Genomic DNA, 22,900 nt, shown 5'->3' on the forward strand with positions numbered 1-22,900 from the left:
CCCCATGCTCGTCGTCCGACCCGCCGCGCCCGCCGACCTCGACCACCTGCTGGAACTGGCCATCCTCAGCGGCCCCGGCTTCACCAGCCTGCCCGAGGATCCGGACCAGCTGGCCGACCGGCTGGAGGTCAGCCGCGACAGCTTCTCCGGAAAGCTGGCGCCCGAAGAGCGCTGGTACACGCTCATGCTCGAGGAATCCGAGACCGGCGACGTCGACGGCATAGGCTCGGTCAAGGCGGCCGTCGGCCTTCACCGGCCCTTCTTCTCGTTCCGGGTGGTGACCAACACCCAGTCGTCGCCCTCGCTGGGCATCAAGCTCGAGCAGAAGACCCTCGTCCTGGTCAACGAATGCACCGGCTGGACCGAGGTCGGCTCCCTGTTCCTCAAGGCCGACCGGCGCAAGGGCGGCGCCGGCCGCCTGCTCAGCCAGTCCCGCTACATGCTGATCGGCGCCCAGCCGGAGCTGTTCAACGAGAACGTCCTGGCCGAGCTGCGCGGCGTCTTCACCCCCGACGGCGCCTGCCCCTTCTGGGATCATGTGGCGCACAAATTCTTCCCCATGGAGTTCGACGAGGCCGACCGCATGACCGGCTCGACCGACAAACAGTTCATCGTCGACCTGGCCCCGCGCCACCCGATCTATATCGACCTGCTGCCCGAACCCGCGCGCGCCGTGATCGGCAAGGTCCATCCGCAGGGCGTGCCGGCCATGGCCCTGCTGGAGAGCGAGGGTTTCCGGCCCAACGGCCTGATCGACATCTTCGACGCCGGGCCCACGGTCGCCTGCGGGCGGGACAACATCCGAACCGTCCGGGACGCCCGGCGGCTGACCGTCGCCGTTTCGTCCGAGGTCGAGGCCGAACTGCCCGCCCTGATCTCGACCGACAGCGTCACCGCGTTCCGCGCCGTCCGCCAGCGCGCCCATATCGAGGGCGACGTCGCCACCCTGAACGCCGAAACCGCCGACGCCCTCAGGGTGCGTCCGGGCGACACGGTGCGGGTCAAGGCCTGAAAGCCCATCTGATGACCATGACCCCGTTCAAATCCATCGACCCCGCCACCGGGGAAACCGTCTGGGAAGGCCCGGCCGCCTCGCCCGCCGAGGTCCAGGCCGCCGCCGACCGCGCCCGCGCCGCCTTCCCCGGCTGGGCCGACCGCCCGCGCCAGGACCGCATCGACGCCGTCAAACGCTACCAGGCCGTGCTGAAGGACCGTGCGCCGCAGATGGCCGAGGCCATCAGCCGCGAAACCGGCAAGGCGCTGTGGGAAACCACGACCGAACTGACCGCCATGGCCGGCAAGGTCGACATCTCGATCCGCGCCTATGACGAACGGACGGGCGAACGCACCGCCGACACCGCCTTCGGTCAGGCGACCCTGCGCCATCGCCCGCATGGCGTCGCAGCCGTGCTGGGGCCCTTCAACTTCCCCGGCCATCTGCCCAACGGCCATATCGTCCCGGCCCTGCTGGCCGGCGACACCGTCGTGTTCAAGCCGTCCGAAGAGACGCCCCTCACCGGTCAGCTGATGGCCGAGGCCTTCGCCGCCGCCGATCTGCCCGCTGGCGTGGTCAACGTCGTCCAGGGCGGACGCGACACGGGCGCGGCCCTGCTGGACGCGGGCATCGACGCCCTGATGTTCACCGGTTCCGGCGCGGCCGGCGCCCATTTCCGGCGCAAATTCGCCGACGATCCGCATGTGATCCTCGCGCTCGAACTGGGCGGCAACAATCCGCTGGTCGTCTGGGACGCCGCCGATGCGGAAGCGGTGGCCGGCATCGTCGTTCAGTCCGCCTTCGTCACCACGGGCCAGCGCTGCTCCTGCGCCCGCCGCCTGATCGTGCCCGAGGGCCCGCAGGGCGACGCCATCGTCGAGGCCGTCGCCGCTTTCGTCGACCGCCTCATCCTCGCGCCGTGGAACTCCACACCCGAACCCTACGCCGGCCCCCTGATCTCCCAAAAGGCCGCCGAGGCCGCCCTGCAGGCGCTGCAGGACCGTATCGCCATGGGCGCCAGGGTCATCCGCGCCTCCGGACCCGTCGACAACCTGCCCGGCGCCTTCGTGAAGCCCGCGATCATCGACGTCACCGGCGTCGCCGTCCCGGACGAGGAGATGTTCGCCCCCTTCCTGTCCGTGACCCGCGTCGCCAGCTTCGACGCCGCCGTCGCCGAGGCCAACAACACCCGTTACGGCCTCTCCGCCGGTCTGGTCAGCGACGATCCCGCCAACTGGCAGCGTTTCATCCGCCGCATCCGCGCGGGCGTGGTCAATTTCAACCGCCCGACGACCGGCGCCGCCGGGGACATGCCCTTCGGCGGGCTCGGCGCCAGCGGCAACCATCGCCCGTCGGCCTGGTACGCCGCCGACTACTGCGCCTATCCGGTGGCCAGTTTCGAAGCCGTCGCCGTCAAGAATATCGAAAGCGAGATCAAGGGCTTGAGGCCGTGACCTCGGCGGTCGAGGCAAACGCCGACGGGCTGATCGGCCCGACCCATTCCTACGCCGGCCTGTCCCCCGGCAACCTCGCCTCCAGCCTCAACGCCGGCGACGCCTCCAACCCCCGCGCCGCCGTCCTGCAGGGCCTCGACAAGATGAAGCGGCTGGCGGACCTCGGCCTGCCCCAGTTCGTCCTGCCGCCGCACGAACGGCCCGACATCCCCTTCCTGCGCAGCCTCGGCTTCACCGGTTCCGACGGCGCCGTTCTGGAGGCCGCCTGGAAGTCCGCACCGTCCTTCGCCGCCGCCGCCTGTTCGGCATCGCCCATGTGGGCCGCCAACGCCGCTACGGTGACGCCGTCCGCCGACGCCGCCGACGGCCGGGTGCACTTCACCCCGGCCAACCTCGTCACCAACCTGCACCGCTCGCTCGAACACCGGCAGACGAAGCGCGCCCTGGACGCCCTCTTCCCCGACCCGAACCATTTCGCCGTTCACGACGCCCTGCCCTCCGTGGGCCACCTCGCGGACGAGGGCGCCGCCAACCACGTCCGCCTGTGCGCCGACCACGGCCAGCCCGGCGTCAACATCCTCGTCTGGGGCCGCGAGGCCTATGAGCCCTGGTCCGGGGCCTTCCCGGCCCGCCAGACGCGCGAGGCCTCCGAAGCCGTCGCCCGCCGCCATGGCGCGACCCGCCCGGTCTTCCCGCGTCAGTCCCGCGCCGCCATCGCCGGCGGCACCTTCCACAACGACGTCGTCTGCGTCGGTGCGCTGGAGACCCTGTTCTTCCACGAGCTGGCCTTCGAGGATACCGACGCGACCAGGGCGGACATCCGCGCCGCCGCAGACGGGCTGTTCGAACCGATCTTCGTCGAGGTTTCCTCCGCCGATCTGCCGCTCGCCGACGCCATCTCCAGCTATCTGTTCAACTCCATGCTGGTGCGGATTCCGGGCGAGGATCGCCTGACCCTGATCTGCCCGACCGAGACCCGCGACAACCCGCGCAGCCATGCCGTCGCGGAACGGCTGGCCTCGTCCAACGGCCCCATCGGTCGCGTCGAATACGTCGATGTGCGCCAGTCGATGCGCAACGGCGGCGGGCCCGCCTGCCTTCGCCTCCGCGTCGTCCTGACCGAGGCCGAATTGGCCGCGACCAATCCCGCCATGCGGATGACGGACGAACTGCACGCCCGCCTGTCGATCTGGGCCGCCGCCTGGTACCGCGACACCCTGACCCCGCGGGACCTCGCAGACCCCGCCCTGCTGGACGAAAGCCGCGGCGCGCTCGACGCCCTGACGGACATCCTCGGTCTCGGCGGCGGCTTCTACCCGTTCCAGCGGGCCTGATCCCATGTCGGCCTTCTCGATCCGCATCGCGACCGAGGCCGACATCCCGGCGCTGGTCGCCCTGATGGACCGCGCCATCTCAGGCCCGCTCGCCGCCTTCCTGACGCCGGACCAGATCGCCGCCAGCCGCAAGCTGATGGGTCTGGACAGCCAGATCATCGCCGACCGCACCTATTTCATCGTCGAGGTCGACGGCGTCCTCGCCGGCTGCGGCGGCTGGAGCCGGCGCATCACCACCTACGGCGGCGACCACACGCCCGGCCGCGAGCCCGCCCTGCTGCATCCCGGAACCGACGCGGCCCGCGTCCGCGCCATGTACACGGCGCCCGAGTTCGTCCGCCGGGGGATCGGCCGGCTGATCCTGCAGGTGTGCGAGGACGCCGCCCGCGCCGAGGGCTACGACCGCGTCGAACTGGTCGCCACCATGGGCGGCGAGCCCCTGTATCTCGCCAACGGCTATAGCGAGATCGAACGCTTCGAGGACGACCGCGGCGGCGCGCCCGTGCCGCTGGTCAGAATGGGCAAACCGCTCTAGCCCTTCTCCCGTGACGCCCGAGGGGAAGCGGATGACCGAAGCAGCGATGAGCCCGGCCAGACGCCTGCGCAACATCATCGGCGGCTCGGCCGGCAATCTGGTCGAATGGTTCGACTGGTACGCCTATGCGGCCTTCACCCTGTATTTCGCCCCGGTCTTCTTCCCCAAGGGCGACTCCACCGCCCAGCTGCTGAGCACGGCCGCCATCTTCGCCGTCGGCTTCTTCATGCGGCCGGTCGGCGCCTGGGTCATGGGCGTCTATTCCGACCGCAAGGGCCGCAAGGCGGGCCTGACCCTGTCCGTCACCCTCATGTGCACCGGCAGCCTGATCATCGCCTGCACGCCGGGCTACGCCAGCATCGGCGTCCTCGCTCCGGCCATGCTGCTGTTCGCCCGCATGCTGCAGGGCCTCAGCGTCGGCGGCGAATACGGCTCATCCGCCACCTATCTGTCCGAAATGGCCACGGCGAAACACCGCGGCTTCTGGTCCAGCTTCCAGTACGTCACCCTGATCTCGGGCCAGTTGCTGGCCCTTCTGCTCCTGATCCTGCTGCAGACGACCATGGACGAGGCCGACCTCAAGGCCTGGGGCTGGCGCATTCCCTTCTTCGTCGGCGCCGCCCTGGCCGTGGTCGTCTTCTGGCTGCGCCGCCGCCTCGACGAGACCCGCGCCTTTGAGGGCGACATCTCGGGCGCGCCGAGATCCAGCGCCCTGCTGCTGATCATGAAACACCCGCGCGAGGCGCTTCTGGTGCTCGGCCTCACCGCCGGCGGCACGCTCGCCTTCTACGCCTACACGACCTACCTGCAGAAATTCCTCGTCAACACGACGGGCTTCTCCAAGGATGCGGCGACCCAGATCAGCGCCGCCGCCCTGTTCGTCTTCATGCTGCTCCAGCCCGCCGTCGGCGCCCTGTCCGACCGGATCGGCCGCAAGCCGGTGATGATCGCCTTCGGGGTCTCGGGCGTGCTGCTGACCGTTCCGATCATGACCGCCCTCGCGACCGCCGACAGCCCGTTCGTGGCCTTCCTGCTGGCCATGACGTCGCTGGTGATCGTCAGCGGCTACACCGCCATCAACGCCGTGGTGAAGGCCGAGCTGTTCCCGGCCCACATCCGCGCCCTCGGCGTCGCCCTGCCCTACGCCATAGCCAACGCGGCCTTCGGCGGCACGGCCGAATACGTCGCCCTGTGGTTCAAGTCGAACGGGATCGAGAGCGCCTTCTTCTGGTACGTGACCGGCATGATCGGCGTATCGTTGCTGGTCTATCTGTTCATGCGCGACACGAAACACCGCAGCCTGATCGTCCACCAGGACTGATCAGCCTGGCGACCTGAGCCGCTCCAGCGCCTGCGGATACCGGCGCGACAACGGCGCCGCGACCCCGCCCAGCTCAACCGTCCAGTCCCCGGAGCCGTCGGGCTCCAGCGCCGTCACCCGCGCGGCGTTGACCAGCCAGGACCGGTGCACCCGCACGAAACCGAACCGTTCCAGCTCGACCTCGATCGCCGCCAGGGTGGCCCGCATCAGCGGCCGCCGCCCGTCCGCCAGCCAGAACTCGACATAGTTGCCCGCTGATGAGACGGCGACGATGTCCGGCAGCGCCGCCCGGATGATCCGCGCGCCGTCGCGTATGTCGAAACTGACAGGCCGCACCGGCTCGTCGCGCCGCCGGCGCAGATAGCCCAGCACCCAGAAGGTCGCGACGAAGGTCGCGTAGCTGAGCGTGTCCTTCCTCAGCTCATAGATGAACCGGTCGCCGAACTCATAGGGGCCGGCGTCCATCCAGTCGTAGATCAGGCCGCGCAGGATCACGAAGCCCGCCACATGCAGGGCCGCAAACGACAGCACGCCGATCAGATGCACGACGAGGAAGCCGGACTTGGGCCGCCAGCCCGATCCCAGGGCAGAGTCCGGAGGAGCCGCCGCGGTCGTCAGCCATGGAATCCAGATCGCCAGCAGCGTCGTGATCGCGCTGGTGATCTCCCAGCTCCACGGCTCCCACGTCTGGATGCCTGTAACATCAGCCAGGGCCGTCAGGGCGTTGACCGTCACGACCATCATGGCGACCAGCGCAACGATGACGAATCCACGCCGCAGGTCCCGGGGATCGGCGCTGCCGAACCGCTTCGTCAGCCTCGCGCGCCAGCCGCCCGTCCCGCCTCGCGCGCCGTTCGTCCCGGCCCGGTTTCCGCCGTCCCGGCCAGCCTGCCGGACGGCCCCTGACGATTGCGGTCCCGCCCCCGCCGGCACGACGCTGTGATCATCCTCACTGGTCACGGAAGCCGCCCATGTCCGCCATCGCCCTGCCGCCCCCTGCCCGCCGCTACGATCTCGACTGGATCCGCGTCGGCGCCTTCATGCTGCTGATCCTCTATCACGTCGGCATGTTCTATGTGCCCTGGGACTGGCACGTGAAGAGCACCCATCAGGTCGAGGCGCTCGAGCCGGTCATGCTGCTGACCAATCCCTGGCGGCTGACCCTGCTGTTCCTGATCTCGGGCTGCGCCACCCGCTTCATGGCGGACAGCTTCCGCGCCCGGGGTCGTGGGAATGCGACGCTGGCCGGCTCCCGCATCCTGCGTCTGCTGCCGCCGCTCCTGTTCGGCATGTTCGTGATCGTGCCGCCGCAGAGCTATTACGAGATCGTCGAGGCGCTGCGCGGCATGGGCGTCGCCGACCCCGCCAACAGCATGGTCCTCGCCAATTTCTGGACCCGCTACGCCACCGCTTCCGGCAACTGGTGCGATGCGAACGGCTGCCTGATCACGCCCACATGGAATCACCTGTGGTTCGTGGCCTATCTGCTGATCTACAGCCTCGTTCTGGCCTTGCTGCTCGCCATCCCCGGCGTCCGGCGCGGCCTGCAGGCCGTGGCCGACACGGCCTTCAGGGGCTGGGGCCTGATGCTCTGGCCCGTGGCCTGGCTGGTGCTGATCCGCTGGACCCTGGCCCCGCTGTTCGAGATCAACCACGCCCTGATCGCGGACTGGTACAACCATGCCCTCAGCTTCGCCGCCTTCCTGTTCGGCTATCTGACGGCCCGCTCGGAGCCCGCGCGCCAGACCTTCATGAGACTGCGCTGGCCCGCCCTGATCGCCGCCGTCCTGGCATGGGCCGCCTGGGCGACCTACGCATGGATCTACCGCGCCGAGGACGCCGCGCCCGCCGAGGCGCTGCGGATGGCGATGCGGATCGTCTATGCGGTCGACCAATGGGCCTGGATCGCGGCCATCCTGGGCTTCGGCGCCCGCTGGCTGAACCACGGCGGACCGGTGCTCCGCTATCTGACCGTGGGAGTCTTCCCCTTCTACATCGTCCACCAGACGGCGATCGTGGTCGCCGGCCACCATCTGGCCGGCCTCCGCCTGCCGGCCGGCGTCGAGGCGTCGTTGCTGATCGCAATCACGGCCGCCGCGTGCTGGATGGCCTATGAGGTCGCGCGCCGCATCGGCTGGCTGGGCCTGCTTCTCGGGGTCCGCCCGGAACGCCCGTCGCCCCTCGCGGAGCCTCAGGCCGCGAACCGCCCGCCCTTGTCGGCATAGGCCTGGGTCCCGCGCGTGAAGACCCGGTCGGTCGGCAGGATCGCCTCGATGGCGATCTCGTCGGCGCCCTTCAGCCGGTCGTAGATCGGGCCGAAATCCTTCAGCGTCTCGGCCTTCAGCTGTTCGATCGAGTCGATGACGAAATAGACCTGCTGGAAGTCGTCGATCCGGTAGAGCGTCCGCATCACCCGCTCGAGCTCGAAGCCCAGCCGGTTCGGCGACGGGTCCTCCAGCGAGAAGACGCTCTCGGTCGCCGACGACACGATGCCGGCTCCGTAGATCCGCAGCCCGCCGGCGTCCTGCATCAGGCCGAACTCGACCGTGTACCAGTACAGCCGCGCCAGGTTCTTGAGCATGCCCAGCGACGCCGCCCGCTGCCCGCCCTTGCCGTACGCCTCCATATAGTCGGCGAAGTCGGGATCGCTGAGCATCGGCACATGGCCGAAGACATCGTGGAAGATGTCCGGCTCCTGCAGATAATCCAGCTGGTCCGGCTTGCGGATGAACTGGCCCGAAGGGAAGCGCCGGTTGGCCAGGTGGTCGAAGAAGACGTCGTCCGGCACCAGCCCGGGCACGCAGACGACGGTCCAGCCGGTCAGGGCCTGCAGCTTGGGATTCATCACCGCGAAATCGGGAATGCCGCCGGTGTTCAGGTCCAGCGCCTTCAGCCCCTTCAGGAAGACGTCGGCCGCCCGACCGGGCAGGATCTTCATCTGCCGGGCGTACAGCGTGTCCCAGGTCCGGTGTTCGATCTCGGTGTAGGACGCCCAGTCCTGGGGGATCGTCCAGTCAGCGGCCGCCCCCTCGGGCGGCTTGTCGAACACATGCTCGAAGTCTGACATGACCCGTCTCCTGCAACCTGCGGGCTCTGACTGGCCCTTGCGGCCAATCTAGGCCCGGCGCGGCGTCCACGCCAGCCGCCGTCAGTGAATGGCGTGGGTCAGCGGCGCGTGACGACCCTGGGCGTCGACGGTGAACCAGCGTTCCTCGGCTTCCCGGCTCAGCGCCGACAGTTCGGGATCATGCTCCAGCACGTCCTCGGGGGCGTAGGCGACAAACCCGCCGCCCAGTCCGATGGCCAGGATCTTGTACCAGGGCTGGTCGGACTTCGCCTCGCTCGTGGGCGTGGGATCGCCCGCATAGCTGGCGTCGATGTCGATCACCACGCCCCGGAAGGAGCCGTCGTGGCGCCGAACGATCTGGCCGAGGCCGAATTTCGCAACGGATTGGCAGGTCATGACCCAAGAATGCAGGGTGCAACCTGAGCCTTTGGGCCGCCGGCTCGTTCATTTTCGCGTCACCTGCTTGGCGACTGATGTTCGACGGTCCTAAGGTGTCCGGGACGGGCGCCGTTTCGGACCGCCCACCTTGAGAGTTTCGGCCCATGCCGGAGACCGACGGCGCGCCACGGCGTGACCAGCGGTCCCAGCCCCGAACGCCTGACCAGCGCGCCCGGAGCGGCGCCGGCGGCGGATTCGGGGCGTCAGGTCGCGAGGCGTCCCTGTTTGGCGCGCTCGATCTGGGGACCAACAACTGCCGGCTGCTGATCGCAAAGCCGGCGCGCGACGGCTTTCGCGTCGTCGATTCCTTCAGCCGGATCGTTCGTCTGGGCGAGGGCCTGTCGCGAACGGGCCGGCTCGACGACGCGGCCATGGACCGCGCCTACGAAGCCCTCGTCCTCTGCGGAGAGCGCGTCGCCAGGAAGGGCGTCGATCCGAGCCGGCTGATGGCGGTCGCCACCCAGGCGTGCCGGCAGGCCGACAACGGGGAGGCCTTTATCGACCGCGTCCGCGTGGGCACCGGCCTCAGGCTGCGGATCATCGACCCGGTCGAGGAGGCCCGGCTCGCGGTCGAAGGCTGCCTCAATCTGTTCGACCACACGGCCGAGGCCGTCCTGGTGGTGGACGTGGGCGGCGGATCCACCGAACTCAGCTGGCTGAAACGTCAGGGGCGCGCGGATTTCGTGCTCGAGGGCTGGATGTCCGCGCCGGTCGGCGTCGTCACCCTGGCCGAACGGCATCCCGAGCCGCCAACGGGTCTGGACTCCTGGTACGAGGCCATGGTCGCCGACATGGGCCAGGCTCTCGCCGCCGCCCCGGTCAGCCCCGAGTTGCGGGATATCTTCGTCCGTGGCCGCGGCCACATGATCGGCACCTCCGGCGCGATCACCAGCCTGGCCGGCATCCACCTGGGCCTGCGCCGCTATCAGCGGAACCTCGTCGACGGCCTGTGGATGACCAGCGGCGACTGCGAGCGCGCGGCCGAAAAGCTGATGGCGCTCGGGCCGGCGGGCCGGGCGGCGGAATCGTGCATCGGGCCCGATCGGGCCGATCTCGTCCTGGCCGGCGCGGCCATCATGGAGGCCGTCCAGCGGGCCTGGCCGTCCGAACGCGTGCGCGTGGCGGATCGCGGCCTCAGGGAGGGGCTGCTGTTGCAGCAGATGCGGGCCGCACGGACGCCGAGCCGGCGCCGGCGGCGCGGACGGGGTTCGAACGGCGGCGGGCGGACCGAACCGGCTAGTTGACCACCTGCACCGGCAGGGTGACGTCGCAGACCGAGAAGTCCGCGCCGCGCCGCGCCCGCGTTTCCTCCACCAGCGCCCGGAACCGCGGCGAATCCGTCGCCAGCACCTGCACCGAAGGCCGTTCAGCCTCCGGAATGTCGGCCGCGACGCGCACGCGGGTCATCCGGTCCGGCTGGGCCTGGGTCATCATGCCGTTGTCGCCGTCGCCGACCTGCAGCGACCGCACCACGTCCAGCCCCGACACCGTCACGCCCCAGATGGTGTAGCGCTTGTCCAGCGCGGGGTAGGCCTGCCGCATGATGAAGAACTGGCTGTTCGCCGTGTCATTGCCCTCGTCCCGGGCCATGCCCGCGACGCCGGGGCAGTACAGCCCCCAGGCATGGACCTTGCCGTCCGCGGTCAGGGCGAAGGCGGAATCGGGCTGGGTCTGCACCGGCAACGCATGGAAGAAGCCGACCCGCGCCCCGGCCGGCTCGGCCACGGCGGCGAACGGCATGGTCGCCTCGCGGCGGAAGGTGAATTCGGCCTTCAGATCGGGATAGGGGCTCTGCCCCTCGCCGTTGCCCAGCGGATCGCCGGTCTGGGCCATGAACCAGTCGATCACCCGGTGCCACGGCACGCCGTCGTAGAAGCCGCGCCGCGCCAGCAGCTTGATCCGCTCCACATGCAGGGGCGCGACCTCGGGCGTCAGTTCCACGAGGATGCGGCCCTTGGTCGTATCGATCACCAGCAGGTTCTCGGCCGTCGCCGTCCGCCACTCGGGCGCGGCGATCGTCGTAGCGGCGGTGGGCGGCGGCGGCGGGGGCGGCGTACCGCCGGAATCCTGGGCGTTGGCGACGCCGGCTGTCAGGACGGCCAGGGCCGTAAGACCGAGAAACTTCCGCATCGTCTTCCCCCTCTTTCCGAATTCAGCCGCCGGTCACTTCGGCAGGCGGCTGCACGTCGCACACCGTGAAGCGCGCGCCCAATTCGGCGCGCTTCTGCTCGACCATGGCCGCGAAGGCCGGGCTGCGCGCCGTCATCACCCGGGCCGACGGCCGTTGCCCCTCGGGCATGGCCGCGGCGGTCCGCGCGCGCGTCATGATGTCGGGATCCGTGACCGCGCCGTTGGCGGCCTCGCTTCCGGCCTTCAACGCCTTGACCACGTCCAGTCCGGACAGGACGCGCCCGAAGGGCGTATACAGACCGTTCAGCGCGTCATTCGGACCCGTCATCAGGAAGAACTGGCTGTTGGCGCTGTTCGGGTCCTGGGCGCGGGCCATGCCGGCGACGCCCGGGCAGAACAGAGCCTGGGCCGCCGTCCTGAAATCCGCCGTGACCATCATCTGCGCGTCCGGCTGGGTGAACACCGGCATGGAGCCGGCGATCCCCAGCAGGCCGGTGGGCGAGGTCACCAGATTCACGTAGCCGAGGTCGCGTCCGCGGCGGAACTGGAACTCGCCCGGAATGTCGGGCAGTTCGCTGCCGCCCTCGCCCGTGCCCAGCGGATCGCCCGTCTGGGCCATGAATCCCGGCAGCACGCGGTGGAATTTCAACCCGTCATAGAAGCCCTGGTCAGCCAGGGTGCGGATGCGCGCGACCGACTGCGGCGCCACCGCGGGGTCCAGTTCGACGACGATCCGCCCCTTGGCCGTGTCGATCACCAGCAGGTTTTCGGGCGCGACGGCGCGCCATTCGGCGGCGGGCGCCTGGGCGGCGGCAGGCTGGCCGGCGGCGAGAAGCGCCATCGAGAACACGCCGATGGTTGCGATCCTGAACTTCATTCTATCCCTTGACCTTGTCCCTGACCGCCTTGGCGACGGCCGGGCTGACGAAACTGTCGATCGCGCCGTCCAGACGGGCGATCTCCTTGACCAGCCGCGAGGCGATGGCCTGATGCCGCGGGTCGGCCATCAGGAAGACCGTCTCGATGTCGGCATTGAGGCGCTGGTTCATGGCCGTCATCTGGAATTCGTATTCGAAGTCCGCGACGGCGCGCAGGCCGCGCACGATGATGGTGGCGTCCAGTTCCTCGGCGAAATGCATCAGCAGGGTGGAAAAGGCCCGGACCTCGACCTTGTCGCCCAGATGGGCGACCTCGGCGCGAACCATTTCGACGCGCTCGTCCGTTCTGAACAGCGGGCCCTTGTCGTCGTTGCGGGCGACGCCGATGACCAGTCGGTCGACCAGCTTCACCGCACGGCCGATGATGTCCATATGTCCGTTGGTCACGGGATCGAACGTGCCCGGATACAGGCCGATGCGCATGCAGTCCTCCCCGCTTTCCAGCGGTTTAGCAGCCCCCGCCGCCACAGCCTAGATCGGTTGGACCGGGTTCGACGCCCATGCCGATCGGAGGCGGTCGATCATCGCCGCGGACGTCGCGAACGTCTGATCGCCGATCGAAGCCACGGCGCAGGCCGGGGTGGCGCTGTTGCAGATAAAGGCGCCGTCGAAATCGCCCAGATCATCGACGTGGACGGGCGCGATCCGGCCGGTCAGCCCCGCGCCGCCGAGGCCGCGATGCACCAGCGCCTGCGCGACCCCGGCCAGCATCGGCGCCTGGGGCCAGACGATCTCATCTCCGGATATAAATCCTGCATTCCATAGGCTTCCCTCCGACACCTGACCTTGCGCATTTACAAAAAGCGCGTCGTCGAAGCCGGCCTGGCGCGCCATCCGACGGGCCCGGATCAGGCCGAACGTCGCCACATGTTTCAGATGCGGCGCCTCACGCCCATAGGTCTGGACCTGCAGGCGCACGCTGTCGGCCAGCGGCGGCGGCGGCGGCGAGGCCGCAATCATCACCCTGGGCCGGCCGCTCCAGTTCGGCGTCCGCGGCCCGATCTCCTGCGAAAACAGACTGACGCGCAGCCAGCAATCCTCGCGCTCCGCCACGGCGGACCGCATCAGCTCGCGTAGACGCGCCTCGCCGACCGGCTCGCCGAACAGCTCGACCGCCTCGGCCTCCAGCCGCGCCAGATGCAGGTCCAGCCCGCGCACGCCGCCCCGCTCCACCCGGAACGAGGTGTAGGCGCCGTAGTTGACCAGCGCGATGTGGGTCAGGTCTTCGGGCGAAGCCGGCGCGCCGTCGATGGAAAGAGCAATCACGCCTCATCCACCGGGTGCGGTATCGGCGTGGACAACGCCTTTTTCCCGGCCTTCGCCTTCGGTCGATCTCGACGAAGGATCCAGAACAGCGCTGCCGGTATCGGAAGGGACAGCATCAGAACCCAGGGATCGAGAGGACCGACCCCCTTGAAGAAGCCCGCGCTCAGAATCGCGAAATAGAGGGTCTGGAACTGCCATTCGCCAGTATTCCAATTCAACGCCAGCTGACCGAAGCCGAACAGGCTGAAGATCATCCAGGCCCAACGCCGCCGCCAACCCGCGACGCCAGCCGTCACCAGACAAAGCAGAGGGACCAGGACCACGCCGATCAGCGCGCCGTAATGAAGGGGCGACTTGCCCTCCAGGCTGAAGCCGGTAGAGGCCTTGGCGAGGGTCGGGCTGACGGCGTTCAGGTGAAAGCCGTCTACCAGCCAAGGCCCGTTGCCTTCCCGGACCATCAACACCTGTACGATCACCGTCCGCTCCGGGTATTCGAGCTGCTGAACGACCTCGTACAGGGATGCGCCTCCGGCGACCGTATTCGACCGCCAGCTGAGGACCTTGCTGAGCTGCGGCGCTCCCGGCGACGCGTAGCGACGCACCCCGGCCATGAGATCCGGTGTGAGCTGCGGCCTGAGGCTGGGCGTGCTCTGCTTCGCCAGCGAATCGATGTCGCCGTCGCGCACCCAGCCGTAAACCTGTGTGGCCTGCCCAACCCGGTCCGGGTCGGCCTGCGGCATGGCGCAGGCGCCCAGACAAAGCGTCAGCACAAACAGCAAATAGCGCAGCATTTCGGTCCCCCCGGCTCCGCATCAGCATGCGACGACCGGGTAACCTCGCGCAATCAGCTTTCGCCGCCCTCGCCGTCCGCCTCGACCTCGCCTGCCTCGTCCTCGCCGCCGCCGCTGTCCGGCAGCCGTTCGACCGACACCACCCGCTCGCCCTCGGCGGTGCGGAAGATGGTCACGCCCTGGCTCGAGCGACCGACGATGCGGACCTGACCCACCGGCGTGCGGATCATCTGCCCGCCCGAGGTGACCAGCAGCAGTTCGTCCCCGTCCTCGACGGGGAACGAAGCCGCCAGACGCGTGCCCGCGCGGCCGCCCAGGCCGTGGGCCGTCAGCCCCTGCCCGCCCCGGCCCGTGCGCCGGTATTCATAGGCGGAAGACCGTTTGCCGAAGCCCGTATCGGTGACGGTGAGGATGTACTGCTCGGCCGCGCCCAGTTCGGCGATGCGCTCGACGCTCAGGGCGGCGTCGCCCGTGGCTTCGTCGTCAGCATCGACCGTCGGCGTTTCGTCCTCGCCCTCGCCCGTCGCCCGGCGCATGGCCGAGGCGTGTTTGACATAGGCGGCCCGCTCGTCCGGCGTCGCGTCGACCCGGCCCAGCACGGCCATGGAGATGACCTCGTCGTCCTTCTGCAGACGAACGCCGCGCACGCCGGTCGAATCCCGGCCCTTGAAGACGCGCACGTCGTCGGCCTTGAAGCGGATGGCCCGGCCCAGGGCCGTCGTCAGCATGACATCGTCCTCGGCCGTGCACAGGGCGACGCCGACCATGTGGTCGCCGTCCTCCAGCTTCATCGCGATCTTGCCGGCCCGGTTGACGGTGGCGAAGTCGCTCAGCTTGTTGCGGCGCACGTCGCCCGACCGGGTGGCGAACATGATGTCGAGGTTGGCCCATTCGGCCTCGTCCTCGGGCAGAGGCAGGACGTTCATGATCGAATCGCCCGGCTCGATCGGCAGCAGGTTGACGAAGGCCTTGCCGCGCGACTGCGGATTGCCCAGCGGCAGACGCCAGGTCTTCAGCTTGTAGGCCTTGCCGTTGGTGGCGAAGAACAGCACCGGCGTATGGGTCGAGGCCGAGAAGACGCCGACGACGGCGTCGTCCTCCTTCATCGCCACGCCCGAACGGCCCTTGCCGCCGCGATGCTGGGTCCGATAGGCGTTCAGCGCCACCCGCTTGACGTAGCCGCCGTGGGTGACGGTCACGACCATGTCCTCGCGCGGGATCAGGTCCTCGTCTTCCAGCTCGAAATCGCCCTCGCCGATGACGGTCCGGCGCGGAACGGCGAACTCCTCCTTCACCAGCAGCAGATCCTCCCGGATCACGGCCAGGATGTTGGCGCGGTCGCTCAGCAGGGTCAGATGGCCCTGGATGGTGTCGGCCAGGCCGCGCGCCTCGCCGAAGATGTCGTCGCGGCCCAGTCCCGTCAGGCGGCTCAGGGTCAGGCCCAGGATGGCGCGCGCCTGTTCGTCGGTCAGGTTCAGCTTGTCGCCGTCGACCAGCATGGAGCGCGGGTCGGCGATCAGTTCGATCAGGGCGATCATGTCGCCCACGGGCCATGCCTTGGCCTGCAGCCGCTCGCGCGCCTCGGCCGGATCAGCCGAGCTGCGGATGATGTGGATGACCTCGTCGATATTGGCCACGGCCACGGCCAGACCGACCAGCACGTGGCCGCGGTCGCGCGCCTTGGCCAGTTCGAACTTGATGCGGCGGACGACCACCTCTTCCCGGAACTCCAGGAAGGCTTCCAGCAGCTGGCGCAGGCCCATCTGTTCGGGACGGCCGTGGTTCAGCGCCAGCATGTTGACGCCGAACGAGCTCTGCATGGCGGTGAAGCGCCACAGCTGGTTCAGCACCACGTCGCCGGACGCGTCGCGCTTCAGCTCGATCACCATCCGCATGCCGTCGCGGTCGGACTCGTCGCGGACGTCGCTGATGCCCTCGATCCGCTTCTCGCGGACCATTTCGACGATGCGTTCGATCAGGGTCTGTTTGTTGACCTGGAAAGGCAGTTCGGTGACCACGATCGCCTCGCGGTCCTTGCGGATCGTCTCGATCGTCGCCTGCCCGCGCACCATGACCGAGCCGCGGCCGTCGCGCAGGGCGTTGCGCGGCGCGGTGCGGCCCATGATCTCGCCGCCGGTCGGGAAGTCGGGACCGGGCACGATGTCCAGCAGGGCGTCGTCGCTGACGTTCGGATCGTCCAGCAGGGCCACGCAGGCGTCGATGATCTCGCCCAGATTATGCGGCGGGATGTTGGTCGCCATGCCGACGGCGATGCCGCCCGCGCCGTTGACCAGCAGGTTGGGGATCCGCGCCGGCAGGACGACGGGCTCCAGCTCCTTCTCGTCGTAGTTCGGCTGGAAATCGACGGTGTCCTTGTCGATGTCCGTCAGCAGGGCCGAGGCCGCCGGGGCCATCCGGGCCTCGGTGTATCGCATCGAGGCCGGCATATCGCCGTCGACCGAGCCGAAATTGCCCTGGCCGTCGACCAGCATCAGACCCATGGAGAACGGCTGGGCCATGCGCACCAGCGCCATATAGACCGAGGCGTCGCCGTGCGGGTGGAACCGGCCCAGCACGTCGCCGACGACCCGCGCGCATTTCGAATAGGCGCGGTCCGGCGTCATCTTCAGATCGTGCATCGAATACAGGATGCGGCGGTGCACGGGCTTCAGCCCGTCCCGCGCGTCCGGCAGGGCGCGGCTCACGATCACGCTCATGGCGTAGTCGAGATACGAGCGCCTCAGCTCGTCTTCGATGGTGATGGTGGAAATGTCGCCGCCGCCGCCGCCCGAAACCGGGGGAAGCGCGTCGTTATAGCTGTCGTCAGTCAAGGAAATCAGGCTTTAAATGGCCGGAATCGGAACGTGATCCGCGAACAGGTTTTCTAGCATCCGGAGACCGCCGTGGCAAAGCCAGGCCGCCGGAAACGCTCCGTCCAGACAAGGGATTCCAGACCATGCGCCTCGCCCGCCTCTCCGCCCTCGCCGCCCTGCCCCTGATGGCCCTTCTGGGAGGCTGCGTTTCGGTCACCGCAGTCGAGTACGGAGAGGAGTCCGTTCGCGCCGCTCCCGGCGATTTCGGGGAGGCCACGCTGACCAATTCGTCGGGCGCCCGCGTCGGCCGCGCCATCCTGACCCAGGGCTCCACCGGCCTTCTCATCCGCATCGAGGCCGAGAGCCTGACCCCCGGCTGGCACGGCGTCCACATCCACGCCACGGGCCAGTGCGCGGCCCCCTTCACCTCGGCGGGGGCCCACATCAACCACGGCGACCCCAGGGCGCCCCACGGCCTGCTGAACGCGGGCGGACCCGACGACGGCGACCTGCCCAACGTCTTCGCCGACGCCCAAGGCCGCGTGAACGCCGAGGTCTTCACCACCCGCGCCCGAATCGCTCGCGAAGGCCCGGGTCAGTGGCTGTGGGACTCCGACGGCTCGTCCCTGGTGATCCACGCCAATATGGACGACCAGACCAGCCAGCCGATCGGCGGCGCCGGCGACCGGGTGGTCTGTGGCGTGATGGCGGCCGGCTAGCGCGCGACCTGGATCAACGGGTCGGTCAGATCGAACTCGACCCGGAAGTGACGGTTCGCCCGCCGCAATTCGTAGGCGAACGTCTGTCCCGGATGCACCTCGACCGCCCACACATTGGTGGTCGACACCGGCGCATCGCCGGCCGTGAAAAGCTCGACCGAGAAGGCGTCGACCGGGAATTCCTGCCGTTCGGCCGACCCCGCCGAAACGGTGTCCCCGCCGTACCAGTGCAGGCCGTCGGGCCTGCCCTCGGGGTCGCGGTGGTCGTGCTTGAGCGTCAGGCCGCCCTCTTCATTGCGGCTGATGACCCAGGTGCGGGATTTGTCGTCGCCGACATGGAAGGGGATGCGAACCTCGTCCGCCGAACAGTCGCGGACGTGCATGACGAGACGCGACCGGGCGAAATCGGCGTCGGCCGCGTCCGTCGTCACGACGCGTCCCGCGAATCGCTGCCCGCACAGGGCGTTGAGATGGGCCATGAAGGCGTCCTGCTGCGGCGCGCGGCCGCCCGGAAGGCTGGCGCAGGCGGACAGGGCCATGGCGGCGGCGATGACGGCGATCTGTTTCATGGGTCCAGCTTGGCACGGCGGGCCCGGCGGGCCTAACCTCCAGCCATGGCAGACACCGTGACGCTTCGCCTCACCATCGACGATCCCGTCCCCGGCGTGCGCTACAGCCTCCAGAAGGACGACATGCCGTTCGAGCCCGTCACGGCGGGCGACGCCCCGGTCTCCTTCGACGTCCCGATCACCCTGCAGCCCGACGGCCGCATGACCGGCCCCTTCGTACGCCGCGAGGGCCCGCAGCGCCGTTTCGTCTACATCCGCATAGGTACGTCCGCCGGCGATCACGCCGGCGCCTGGAGCCGCCGCGCCAAGATCGACATCCACGACATTCCGAAGGCCCTGCTGGTCCCGGGCGCCGTTCTGGAGGTCCATCTGCCCGGTCGCGGCAAGGACGGTTCGCCCGCCTGCGCCACCGTCCGGAAGCTCGGCGAATGGAAGACCGCGAGGGGCCGTTGACTTCCGGCCGCGCCTGAGTATGTTCCGCGCCTCTTATTTCCAGCGGCTTTCGCCGTCGCAAAGGTAATTCCCGATGGCCAAGCCCGCCTCTATCAAGATCCGCCTGAACTCCACGGCCGACACCGGCTTCTTCTACGTCACCAAGAAGAACGCCCGGACCATGACCGAGAAAATGGTCGTCAAGAAGTACGACCCCGTCGTGCGCAAGCACGTCGAGTTCAAGGAAGGCAAGATCAAGTAAGGCTCGCCTTATGACCTCGTCTTCCTCGGACAACGAGCGAAGCGAGGCCGATCCGAGGATTGCAGAACGCCCGGTGGAAACACCGGGCGTTTTTCTTTGTCATGCTAGGATGGCTGGATGACTGACCCCGCCGACGACTCGCCCGCTCCCGACACACCGGCCGAAAGCCCCGTCCAGCGGGCGCTCCGCCTGAAGAAGGCGGCGATCGAGGCGCGCGAGAAGCCGCCGCGCGGCGGCCGTTTCCAGCGGGAACAGGCCGCCCGCGTCGCGACCGGCAAGTCCAAGCCCTGGATGAGCCGCTGACGCCCTACGCCGCCCGGGCGATGACCTGGTTCCGGCCGTGGGCCTTGGCCTCGTAGACGCCCTCGTCGGCCCGCTTCAGCAGGGCCTCGGGCGTGTCGCCGTTCCCGTCGCTGGACGCGACCCCGATCGAGACCGTGATCGTCAGCCCCTCGGCGCCGTTCATGATCGGGAACGGCTGCGAGGCCACGTCGCGCCGGATGCGATCGGCGACGCGCACGGCGTCGTCCATGCTCGCGCCCGGCATGACCACCACGAACTCCTCGCCGCCCAGGCGGCACGGCAGGTCGATGGCCCGCACATTGGTCGCCAGACGCACCGCGAACTCGCGCAGCACCTCGTCGCCGGCGTCGTGGCCGAAGCCGTCGTTGACCAGTTTGAAGTGGTCGATGTCCATCACCAGCACGGCGACGCCCTCGCCCCCCTGCCCGGCCCGGTTCATCAGCCCCTGCAGCTGACCGGCCATGTAGCGGCGGTTGTGCAGCCCCGTCAGGGCGTCGGTGACCGCCATCTCCAGGCTGTAGTCGAGCTTCTGCTTGAGGAAGTCGGCATAGCGTTTGCGCTTGATCTGGGTCCGCGTCCGCGCCTCCAGTTCCTCGGCGTCCACGGGCCGGGGCAGGATGTCGTTGACCCCCAGCTCCAGCGCCTTGAGCAGGCGGGGCCGGTCGGACTGATCGACGACCGCCAGGATCGGCAGACGCCGCGAGGCCTCGGTGGAGCGCACCTGGGCCACAAACCGCAGCCCGTCGAACTCCGCGCTCGACACATTGACGATCATCAGGTCGACGGGTCCGCGCGCCGCGATCAGCGCCGCGGCCGGGTCAGGCTCGACCGTCGGTCGATGCTCGCCGGCCAGGTGTTCGACCATCTTCTCGGCCTGGCGCGCATTGTCGTCGACGATCAGCACGCGTCCGCCGGAACCGCGCAGACGTCCCGCGCCGTCGGTGTCGACGCCGATGCGGCGGCCGGTTTCCTCGCGCTCGCGCAGCTCGTCCATCACCGACTTCAGCCGCACCAGCGACTTCACCCGGGCGAACAGGATGACGTCGTCGATCGGCTTGGTGACGAAGTCGTCGGCCCCCGCGTCCAGTCCCTTGATCTTGTCCTCGCGCCCGTCCAGCGCCGTCACCAGCACGACGGGGATGTGGCGGGTCACAGGATCGGCCTTCAGCCGCCGACAGGTCTCGAACCCGTCCATGCCCGGCATCATGACGTCCAGCAGGATGATGTCGGGCCGCTCGGCCGAGGCGATTTCCAGCGCGGACGCGCCGTCGGTCGCCGTCAACACCTCATAGTATTCGAGCGTCAGCTTGGCCTCGAGCAGGCGGACGTTCGGCTCGACGTCGTCAACGACAAGAATGCGCGCCGTCATCGTCCCTACCCCAGGTGTTTCCGGACCACGTCGAGGAAATGCATCACCGAGATGGGCTTTGAAATGTAGGCCTCGCACCCGCCCTGGCGGATGCGCTCCTCGTCGCCCTTCATGGCGAAGGCGGTGACGGCGACGACGGGGATATGGCTCAGTTCCTCGTCGTCCTTGAGCCATTTGGTCACTTCCAGGCCGCTGATTTCCGGCAGCTGGATGTCCATCAGGATCAGATCGGGCTTGTGCAGGCGCGCCAGGGCCAGCGCCTGCAGACCTTCGCGGGTCTGCAGCGTCTCGTAGCCCTGGGAATCGAGCAGATCATGAAAGAGCTTCATGTTCAGCTCGTTATCCTCGACGATGAGGACTTTCTTGGACATCATCACCTGGCCTGTCGCCTCATGAAGTGCGGCTGCACGGAGGCTTGTCGCCTTCTCCGTGCACTGTGGCCCAACGGGTCTTAAGTTGGCGTGAAGCGACGCTACAGGGCCTGAAACGTGCCGATCCGCGCCATCTGCCGCGACTGTCTGTGGACCGGCGACCGGAAGGTCGACCGGTGCCCGAACTGCGATTCACGCCGCGTGGTCTGTCACGACGAGCTCGACCAGCTGACCATCGCCCATCTGGACTGCGACGCCTTCTACGCCTCGGTGGAGAAGCGCGACCGGCCCGAACTGCGCGACCGCCCCGTCATCGTCGGCGGCGGCAAGCGCGGCGTGGTCTCCACCTGCTGCTACGTCGCCCGCCAGTACGGGGTCCATTCGGCCATGCCGATGTTCAAGGCGCTGAAGGCCTGCCCCGAGGCCGTGGTCATCAAGCCCGACTTCCGCAAATACATCGCCGCCAGCGAGGCCATCTTCGGCGCGGTCGGCAAGCTGACCCCGCTCGTCCAGACCCTCTCGCTGGACGAGGCCTGGATCGGTCTGGCCGGCACTGAACGCCTGAACGGCGGCCCGCCCGCCTTCCAGCTGATTCGCCTGCAGAAACAGATCGAAGCGGACACGGGCCTGACCGTCTCCATCGGACTCGCCCCCAACCGTTTCCTCGCCAAGGTGGCGTCCGAACTGGACAAGCCCCGCGGCTTCTCGGTCCTCGGCTCCGAGGCGAAGGACGTCCTGGCGCCCAGACCCATCCGAATCCTGCCCGGCGTCGGCCCGGTCTTTGCAAAAACCCTGAACAGCGACGGCTTCGCCACCGTCGGCGATCTCGCCGCCGCCGACGTGCGCGATCTGGTCAAACGCTACGGCGAGACCGGCCTGCGCCTGCACGACCTCGCCCATGGCCGCGACGCGCGGCTGGTCAATCCGGCCCATGACCGCAAGGGCATGAGCGCCGAGACCACCTTCAACGAGGACCTGACCTCGGCCGAGGATCTGGAAGCCGAGCTCTGGCCCCTGTGCGAGAAGCTGGCGTCCAAGGCCCGCCGCGACGGCGTCGCCAGCCGCGTCATCGTGTTGAAGCTGCGGCGCACGGACTTCAAGATCGTGACCCGCCGCATCTCCCTGCCCGAAGCAGTCCAGACCGCCCGCGCCCTCTTCGCCGCCGGCCGGTCCCTGATGGCCCCCGAACTCGGCCGTCCCTACCGCCTGATCGGCATCGGCATGGGAGAGGTCGTGGACGCTGTCGACGCGCCCGCCCTGTTCGATACGCCCGAGACCCGCGCCCTGAAGACGGAAACCGCCATCGACGCCCTCCGGGCGAAATTCGGCGCCAAGGCCGTGGTGGCGGGACGGGCGTTGAAGGACTGACCCCACCCCCTCCCGACCCCACCCCCCGTCATTCCGGGGCCGAGCGGAGCCCCACCCACCGGTCATTCCGGGGCCGAGCGCAGCGAGGAACCCGGAACCCAGGGGACCGGGCTCGACGTTGGCGGCGCGTCGGAGGACGGCGTGCGATCCCCTGGGTTCCGGGTTCGCTCTCCGAGCGCCCCGGAATGACGGGTTCAATGCTGCAAGTTGGCGCTGAAACAGACGAGTTGCAGAAGCCAACCCGTTGATCCATTGCGCCTATCCGCGCGCAGCAGCGACATCTCGTAGCCGCATGTAACCCCTGCCCCATAATCCCCCCATCCCGTCGGTGGGGAGGGCGTCGGATCCACGCTTCTCGATGTCGGCGGGCTGTGGTCGAGCGATGAAGCCCGGGGGCGCTTACGCCGGGGGTCCTTGAGGACGTCG

General features: G+C 68.8%; 24 protein-coding genes. 12 read left to right on the top strand and 12 right to left on the bottom strand.

The genetic code is table 11. The features are described from left to right. The first annotated feature begins 4 nt into the window (after positions 1-4). The 5 genes from V6M42_RS15015 to V6M42_RS15035 are packed head-to-tail and all read left to right on the top strand — an operon-like array spanning position 5 to position 5,638. Positions 5-1,012: an arginine N-succinyltransferase gene (locus tag V6M42_RS15015; RefSeq protein ID WP_332679229.1), complete on the top strand. Its 1,008-nt coding sequence runs from the start codon at positions 5-7 to the stop codon at positions 1,010-1,012. A 17-nt stretch (positions 1,013-1,029) separates the two neighbouring features. Next, positions 1,030-2,448 carry a succinylglutamate-semialdehyde dehydrogenase gene (astD, locus tag V6M42_RS15020; RefSeq protein ID WP_332679248.1) on the top strand — a complete coding sequence of 473 codons (1,419 nt, stop codon included), beginning with the start codon at positions 1,030-1,032 and terminating at the stop codon, positions 2,446-2,448. Further along, on the top strand, positions 2,445-3,782 hold the full coding sequence (astB, locus tag V6M42_RS15025) for an N-succinylarginine dihydrolase (protein ID WP_332679230.1): 1,338 nt from the start codon (positions 2,445-2,447) through the stop codon (positions 3,780-3,782). The genes astD and astB overlap by 4 nt, the downstream gene beginning before the upstream one ends. A gap of 4 nt (positions 3,783-3,786) precedes the next feature. After that, on the top strand, positions 3,787-4,317 hold the full coding sequence (locus V6M42_RS15030; RefSeq protein WP_332679231.1) for a GNAT family N-acetyltransferase: 531 nt from the start codon (positions 3,787-3,789) through the stop codon (positions 4,315-4,317). A 31-nt stretch (positions 4,318-4,348) separates the two neighbouring features. After that, positions 4,349-5,638 carry an MFS transporter gene (locus V6M42_RS15035; protein WP_332679232.1) on the top strand — a complete coding sequence of 430 codons (1,290 nt, stop codon included), beginning with the start codon at positions 4,349-4,351 and terminating at the stop codon, positions 5,636-5,638. Here the strand turns inward: V6M42_RS15035 and V6M42_RS15040 are convergent, their stop codons facing one another. Beyond that, complete coding sequence (locus V6M42_RS15040; RefSeq protein WP_332679233.1) at positions 5,639-6,598, bottom strand: LytTR family DNA-binding domain-containing protein; 960 nt, start codon at positions 6,596-6,598, stop codon at positions 5,639-5,641. It lies immediately after the preceding gene. Between the two features lie 11 nt (positions 6,599-6,609). Here V6M42_RS15040 and V6M42_RS15045 point away from each other — a divergent pair, with 11 nt between their 5' ends. Continuing rightward, positions 6,610-7,863, top strand: a complete 1,254-nt coding sequence (locus tag V6M42_RS15045) for an acyltransferase family protein (RefSeq protein ID WP_332679234.1) — start codon at positions 6,610-6,612, stop codon at positions 7,861-7,863. Here the strand turns inward: V6M42_RS15045 and phhA are convergent. Both phhA and V6M42_RS15055 read right to left on the bottom strand, forming a co-directional pair. Next, complete coding sequence (gene phhA, locus V6M42_RS15050; protein ID WP_332659509.1) at positions 7,830-8,705, bottom strand: phenylalanine 4-monooxygenase; 876 nt, start codon at positions 8,703-8,705, stop codon at positions 7,830-7,832. The two genes, V6M42_RS15045 and phhA, sit on opposite strands and share 34 nt — an antisense overlap. Before the next feature lie 81 nt (positions 8,706-8,786). Beyond that, entirely contained in the window at positions 8,787-9,101 is a 315-nt protein-coding gene (locus V6M42_RS15055; RefSeq protein ID WP_332679235.1) for a hemimethylated DNA-binding YccV-like domain-containing protein, read from the bottom strand. Between the two features lie 146 nt (positions 9,102-9,247). Between V6M42_RS15055 and V6M42_RS15060 the strand changes: the two genes are divergently transcribed. After that, positions 9,248-10,387, top strand: a complete 1,140-nt coding sequence (locus V6M42_RS15060; RefSeq protein WP_332659507.1) for a Ppx/GppA phosphatase family protein — start codon at positions 9,248-9,250, stop codon at positions 10,385-10,387. Here V6M42_RS15060 and V6M42_RS15065 read toward each other — a convergent pair. Genes V6M42_RS15065 through gyrA form a run of 6 tightly spaced genes read right to left on the bottom strand, consistent with a single transcriptional unit; the run spans position 10,380 to position 17,099 of the window. Beyond that, on the bottom strand, positions 10,380-11,273 hold the full coding sequence (locus tag V6M42_RS15065) for a peptidylprolyl isomerase (RefSeq protein ID WP_332679236.1): 894 nt from the start codon (positions 11,271-11,273) through the stop codon (positions 10,380-10,382). The two genes, V6M42_RS15060 and V6M42_RS15065, sit on opposite strands and share 8 nt — an antisense overlap. Positions 11,274-11,295: 22 nt before the next feature. After that, entirely contained in the window at positions 11,296-12,150 is an 855-nt protein-coding gene (locus V6M42_RS15070; RefSeq protein WP_332679237.1) for a peptidylprolyl isomerase, read from the bottom strand. Position 12,151: 1 nt separating this feature from the next. Next, entirely contained in the window at positions 12,152-12,634 is a 483-nt protein-coding gene (gene coaD, locus V6M42_RS15075) for a pantetheine-phosphate adenylyltransferase (protein ID WP_332679238.1), read from the bottom strand. Positions 12,635-12,682: 48 nt separating this feature from the next. Next, on the bottom strand, positions 12,683-13,477 hold the full coding sequence (locus V6M42_RS15080; RefSeq protein WP_332679239.1) for an aminotransferase class IV: 795 nt from the start codon (positions 13,475-13,477) through the stop codon (positions 12,683-12,685). Then, positions 13,474-14,268 carry a hypothetical protein gene (locus V6M42_RS15085; RefSeq protein WP_332679240.1) on the bottom strand — a complete coding sequence of 265 codons (795 nt, stop codon included), beginning with the start codon at positions 14,266-14,268 and terminating at the stop codon, positions 13,474-13,476. Before V6M42_RS15085 ends, V6M42_RS15080 begins: the two co-directional genes overlap by 4 nt. 53 nt (positions 14,269-14,321) lie before the next feature. Continuing rightward, complete coding sequence (gene gyrA, locus V6M42_RS15090; RefSeq protein ID WP_332679241.1) at positions 14,322-17,099, bottom strand: DNA gyrase subunit A; 2,778 nt, start codon at positions 17,097-17,099, stop codon at positions 14,322-14,324. A 125-nt stretch (positions 17,100-17,224) separates the two neighbouring features. Here gyrA and V6M42_RS15095 point away from each other — a divergent pair, with 125 nt between their 5' ends. Next, entirely contained in the window at positions 17,225-17,800 is a 576-nt protein-coding gene (locus V6M42_RS15095; protein WP_332679242.1) for a superoxide dismutase family protein, read from the top strand. On the opposite strand, the gene V6M42_RS15100 is transcribed toward V6M42_RS15095, so the two are convergent. Continuing rightward, positions 17,797-18,369, bottom strand: a complete 573-nt coding sequence (locus V6M42_RS15100; protein WP_332679243.1) for a hypothetical protein — start codon at positions 18,367-18,369, stop codon at positions 17,797-17,799. The two genes, V6M42_RS15095 and V6M42_RS15100, sit on opposite strands and share 4 nt — an antisense overlap. A 45-nt stretch (positions 18,370-18,414) precedes the next feature. Here V6M42_RS15100 and V6M42_RS15105 point away from each other — a divergent pair, with 45 nt between their 5' ends. The 3 genes from V6M42_RS15105 to V6M42_RS15115 all read left to right on the top strand — a co-directional run bounded on the left by V6M42_RS15105 (position 18,415) and on the right by V6M42_RS15115 (position 19,366). After that, complete coding sequence (locus V6M42_RS15105) at positions 18,415-18,822, top strand: DUF5990 family protein (RefSeq protein WP_332679244.1); 408 nt, start codon at positions 18,415-18,417, stop codon at positions 18,820-18,822. Positions 18,823-18,895: 73 nt separating this feature from the next. Beyond that, the gene (gene rpmG, locus V6M42_RS15110) at positions 18,896-19,063 is read left to right on the top strand and encodes a 50S ribosomal protein L33 (protein ID WP_003164451.1); all 168 of its coding nucleotides are present in this window, start codon (positions 18,896-18,898) and stop codon (positions 19,061-19,063) included. Positions 19,064-19,180: 117 nt separating this feature from the next. Continuing rightward, entirely contained in the window at positions 19,181-19,366 is a 186-nt protein-coding gene (locus V6M42_RS15115; protein ID WP_332679245.1) for a hypothetical protein, read from the top strand. A gap of 4 nt (positions 19,367-19,370) precedes the next feature. Here the strand turns inward: V6M42_RS15115 and V6M42_RS15120 are convergent, their stop codons facing one another. Next, the gene (locus V6M42_RS15120; protein ID WP_332659497.1) at positions 19,371-20,735 is read right to left on the bottom strand and encodes a PleD family two-component system response regulator; all 1,365 of its coding nucleotides are present in this window, start codon (positions 20,733-20,735) and stop codon (positions 19,371-19,373) included. Between the two features lie 5 nt (positions 20,736-20,740). Then, on the bottom strand, positions 20,741-21,106 hold the full coding sequence (locus tag V6M42_RS15125) for a response regulator (RefSeq protein WP_055830736.1): 366 nt from the start codon (positions 21,104-21,106) through the stop codon (positions 20,741-20,743). Between the two features lie 117 nt (positions 21,107-21,223). Here V6M42_RS15125 and V6M42_RS15130 point away from each other — a divergent pair, with 117 nt between their 5' ends. Continuing rightward, entirely contained in the window at positions 21,224-22,474 is a 1,251-nt protein-coding gene (locus tag V6M42_RS15130) for a DNA polymerase IV (protein ID WP_332679246.1), read from the top strand. The last annotated feature ends 426 nt before the right edge of the window (positions 22,475-22,900 follow it).

Origin of the sequence: Brevundimonas sp., from assembly GCF_036677305.1 — a bacterium.
Classification (GTDB): domain Bacteria; phylum Pseudomonadota; class Alphaproteobacteria; order Caulobacterales; family Caulobacteraceae; genus Brevundimonas.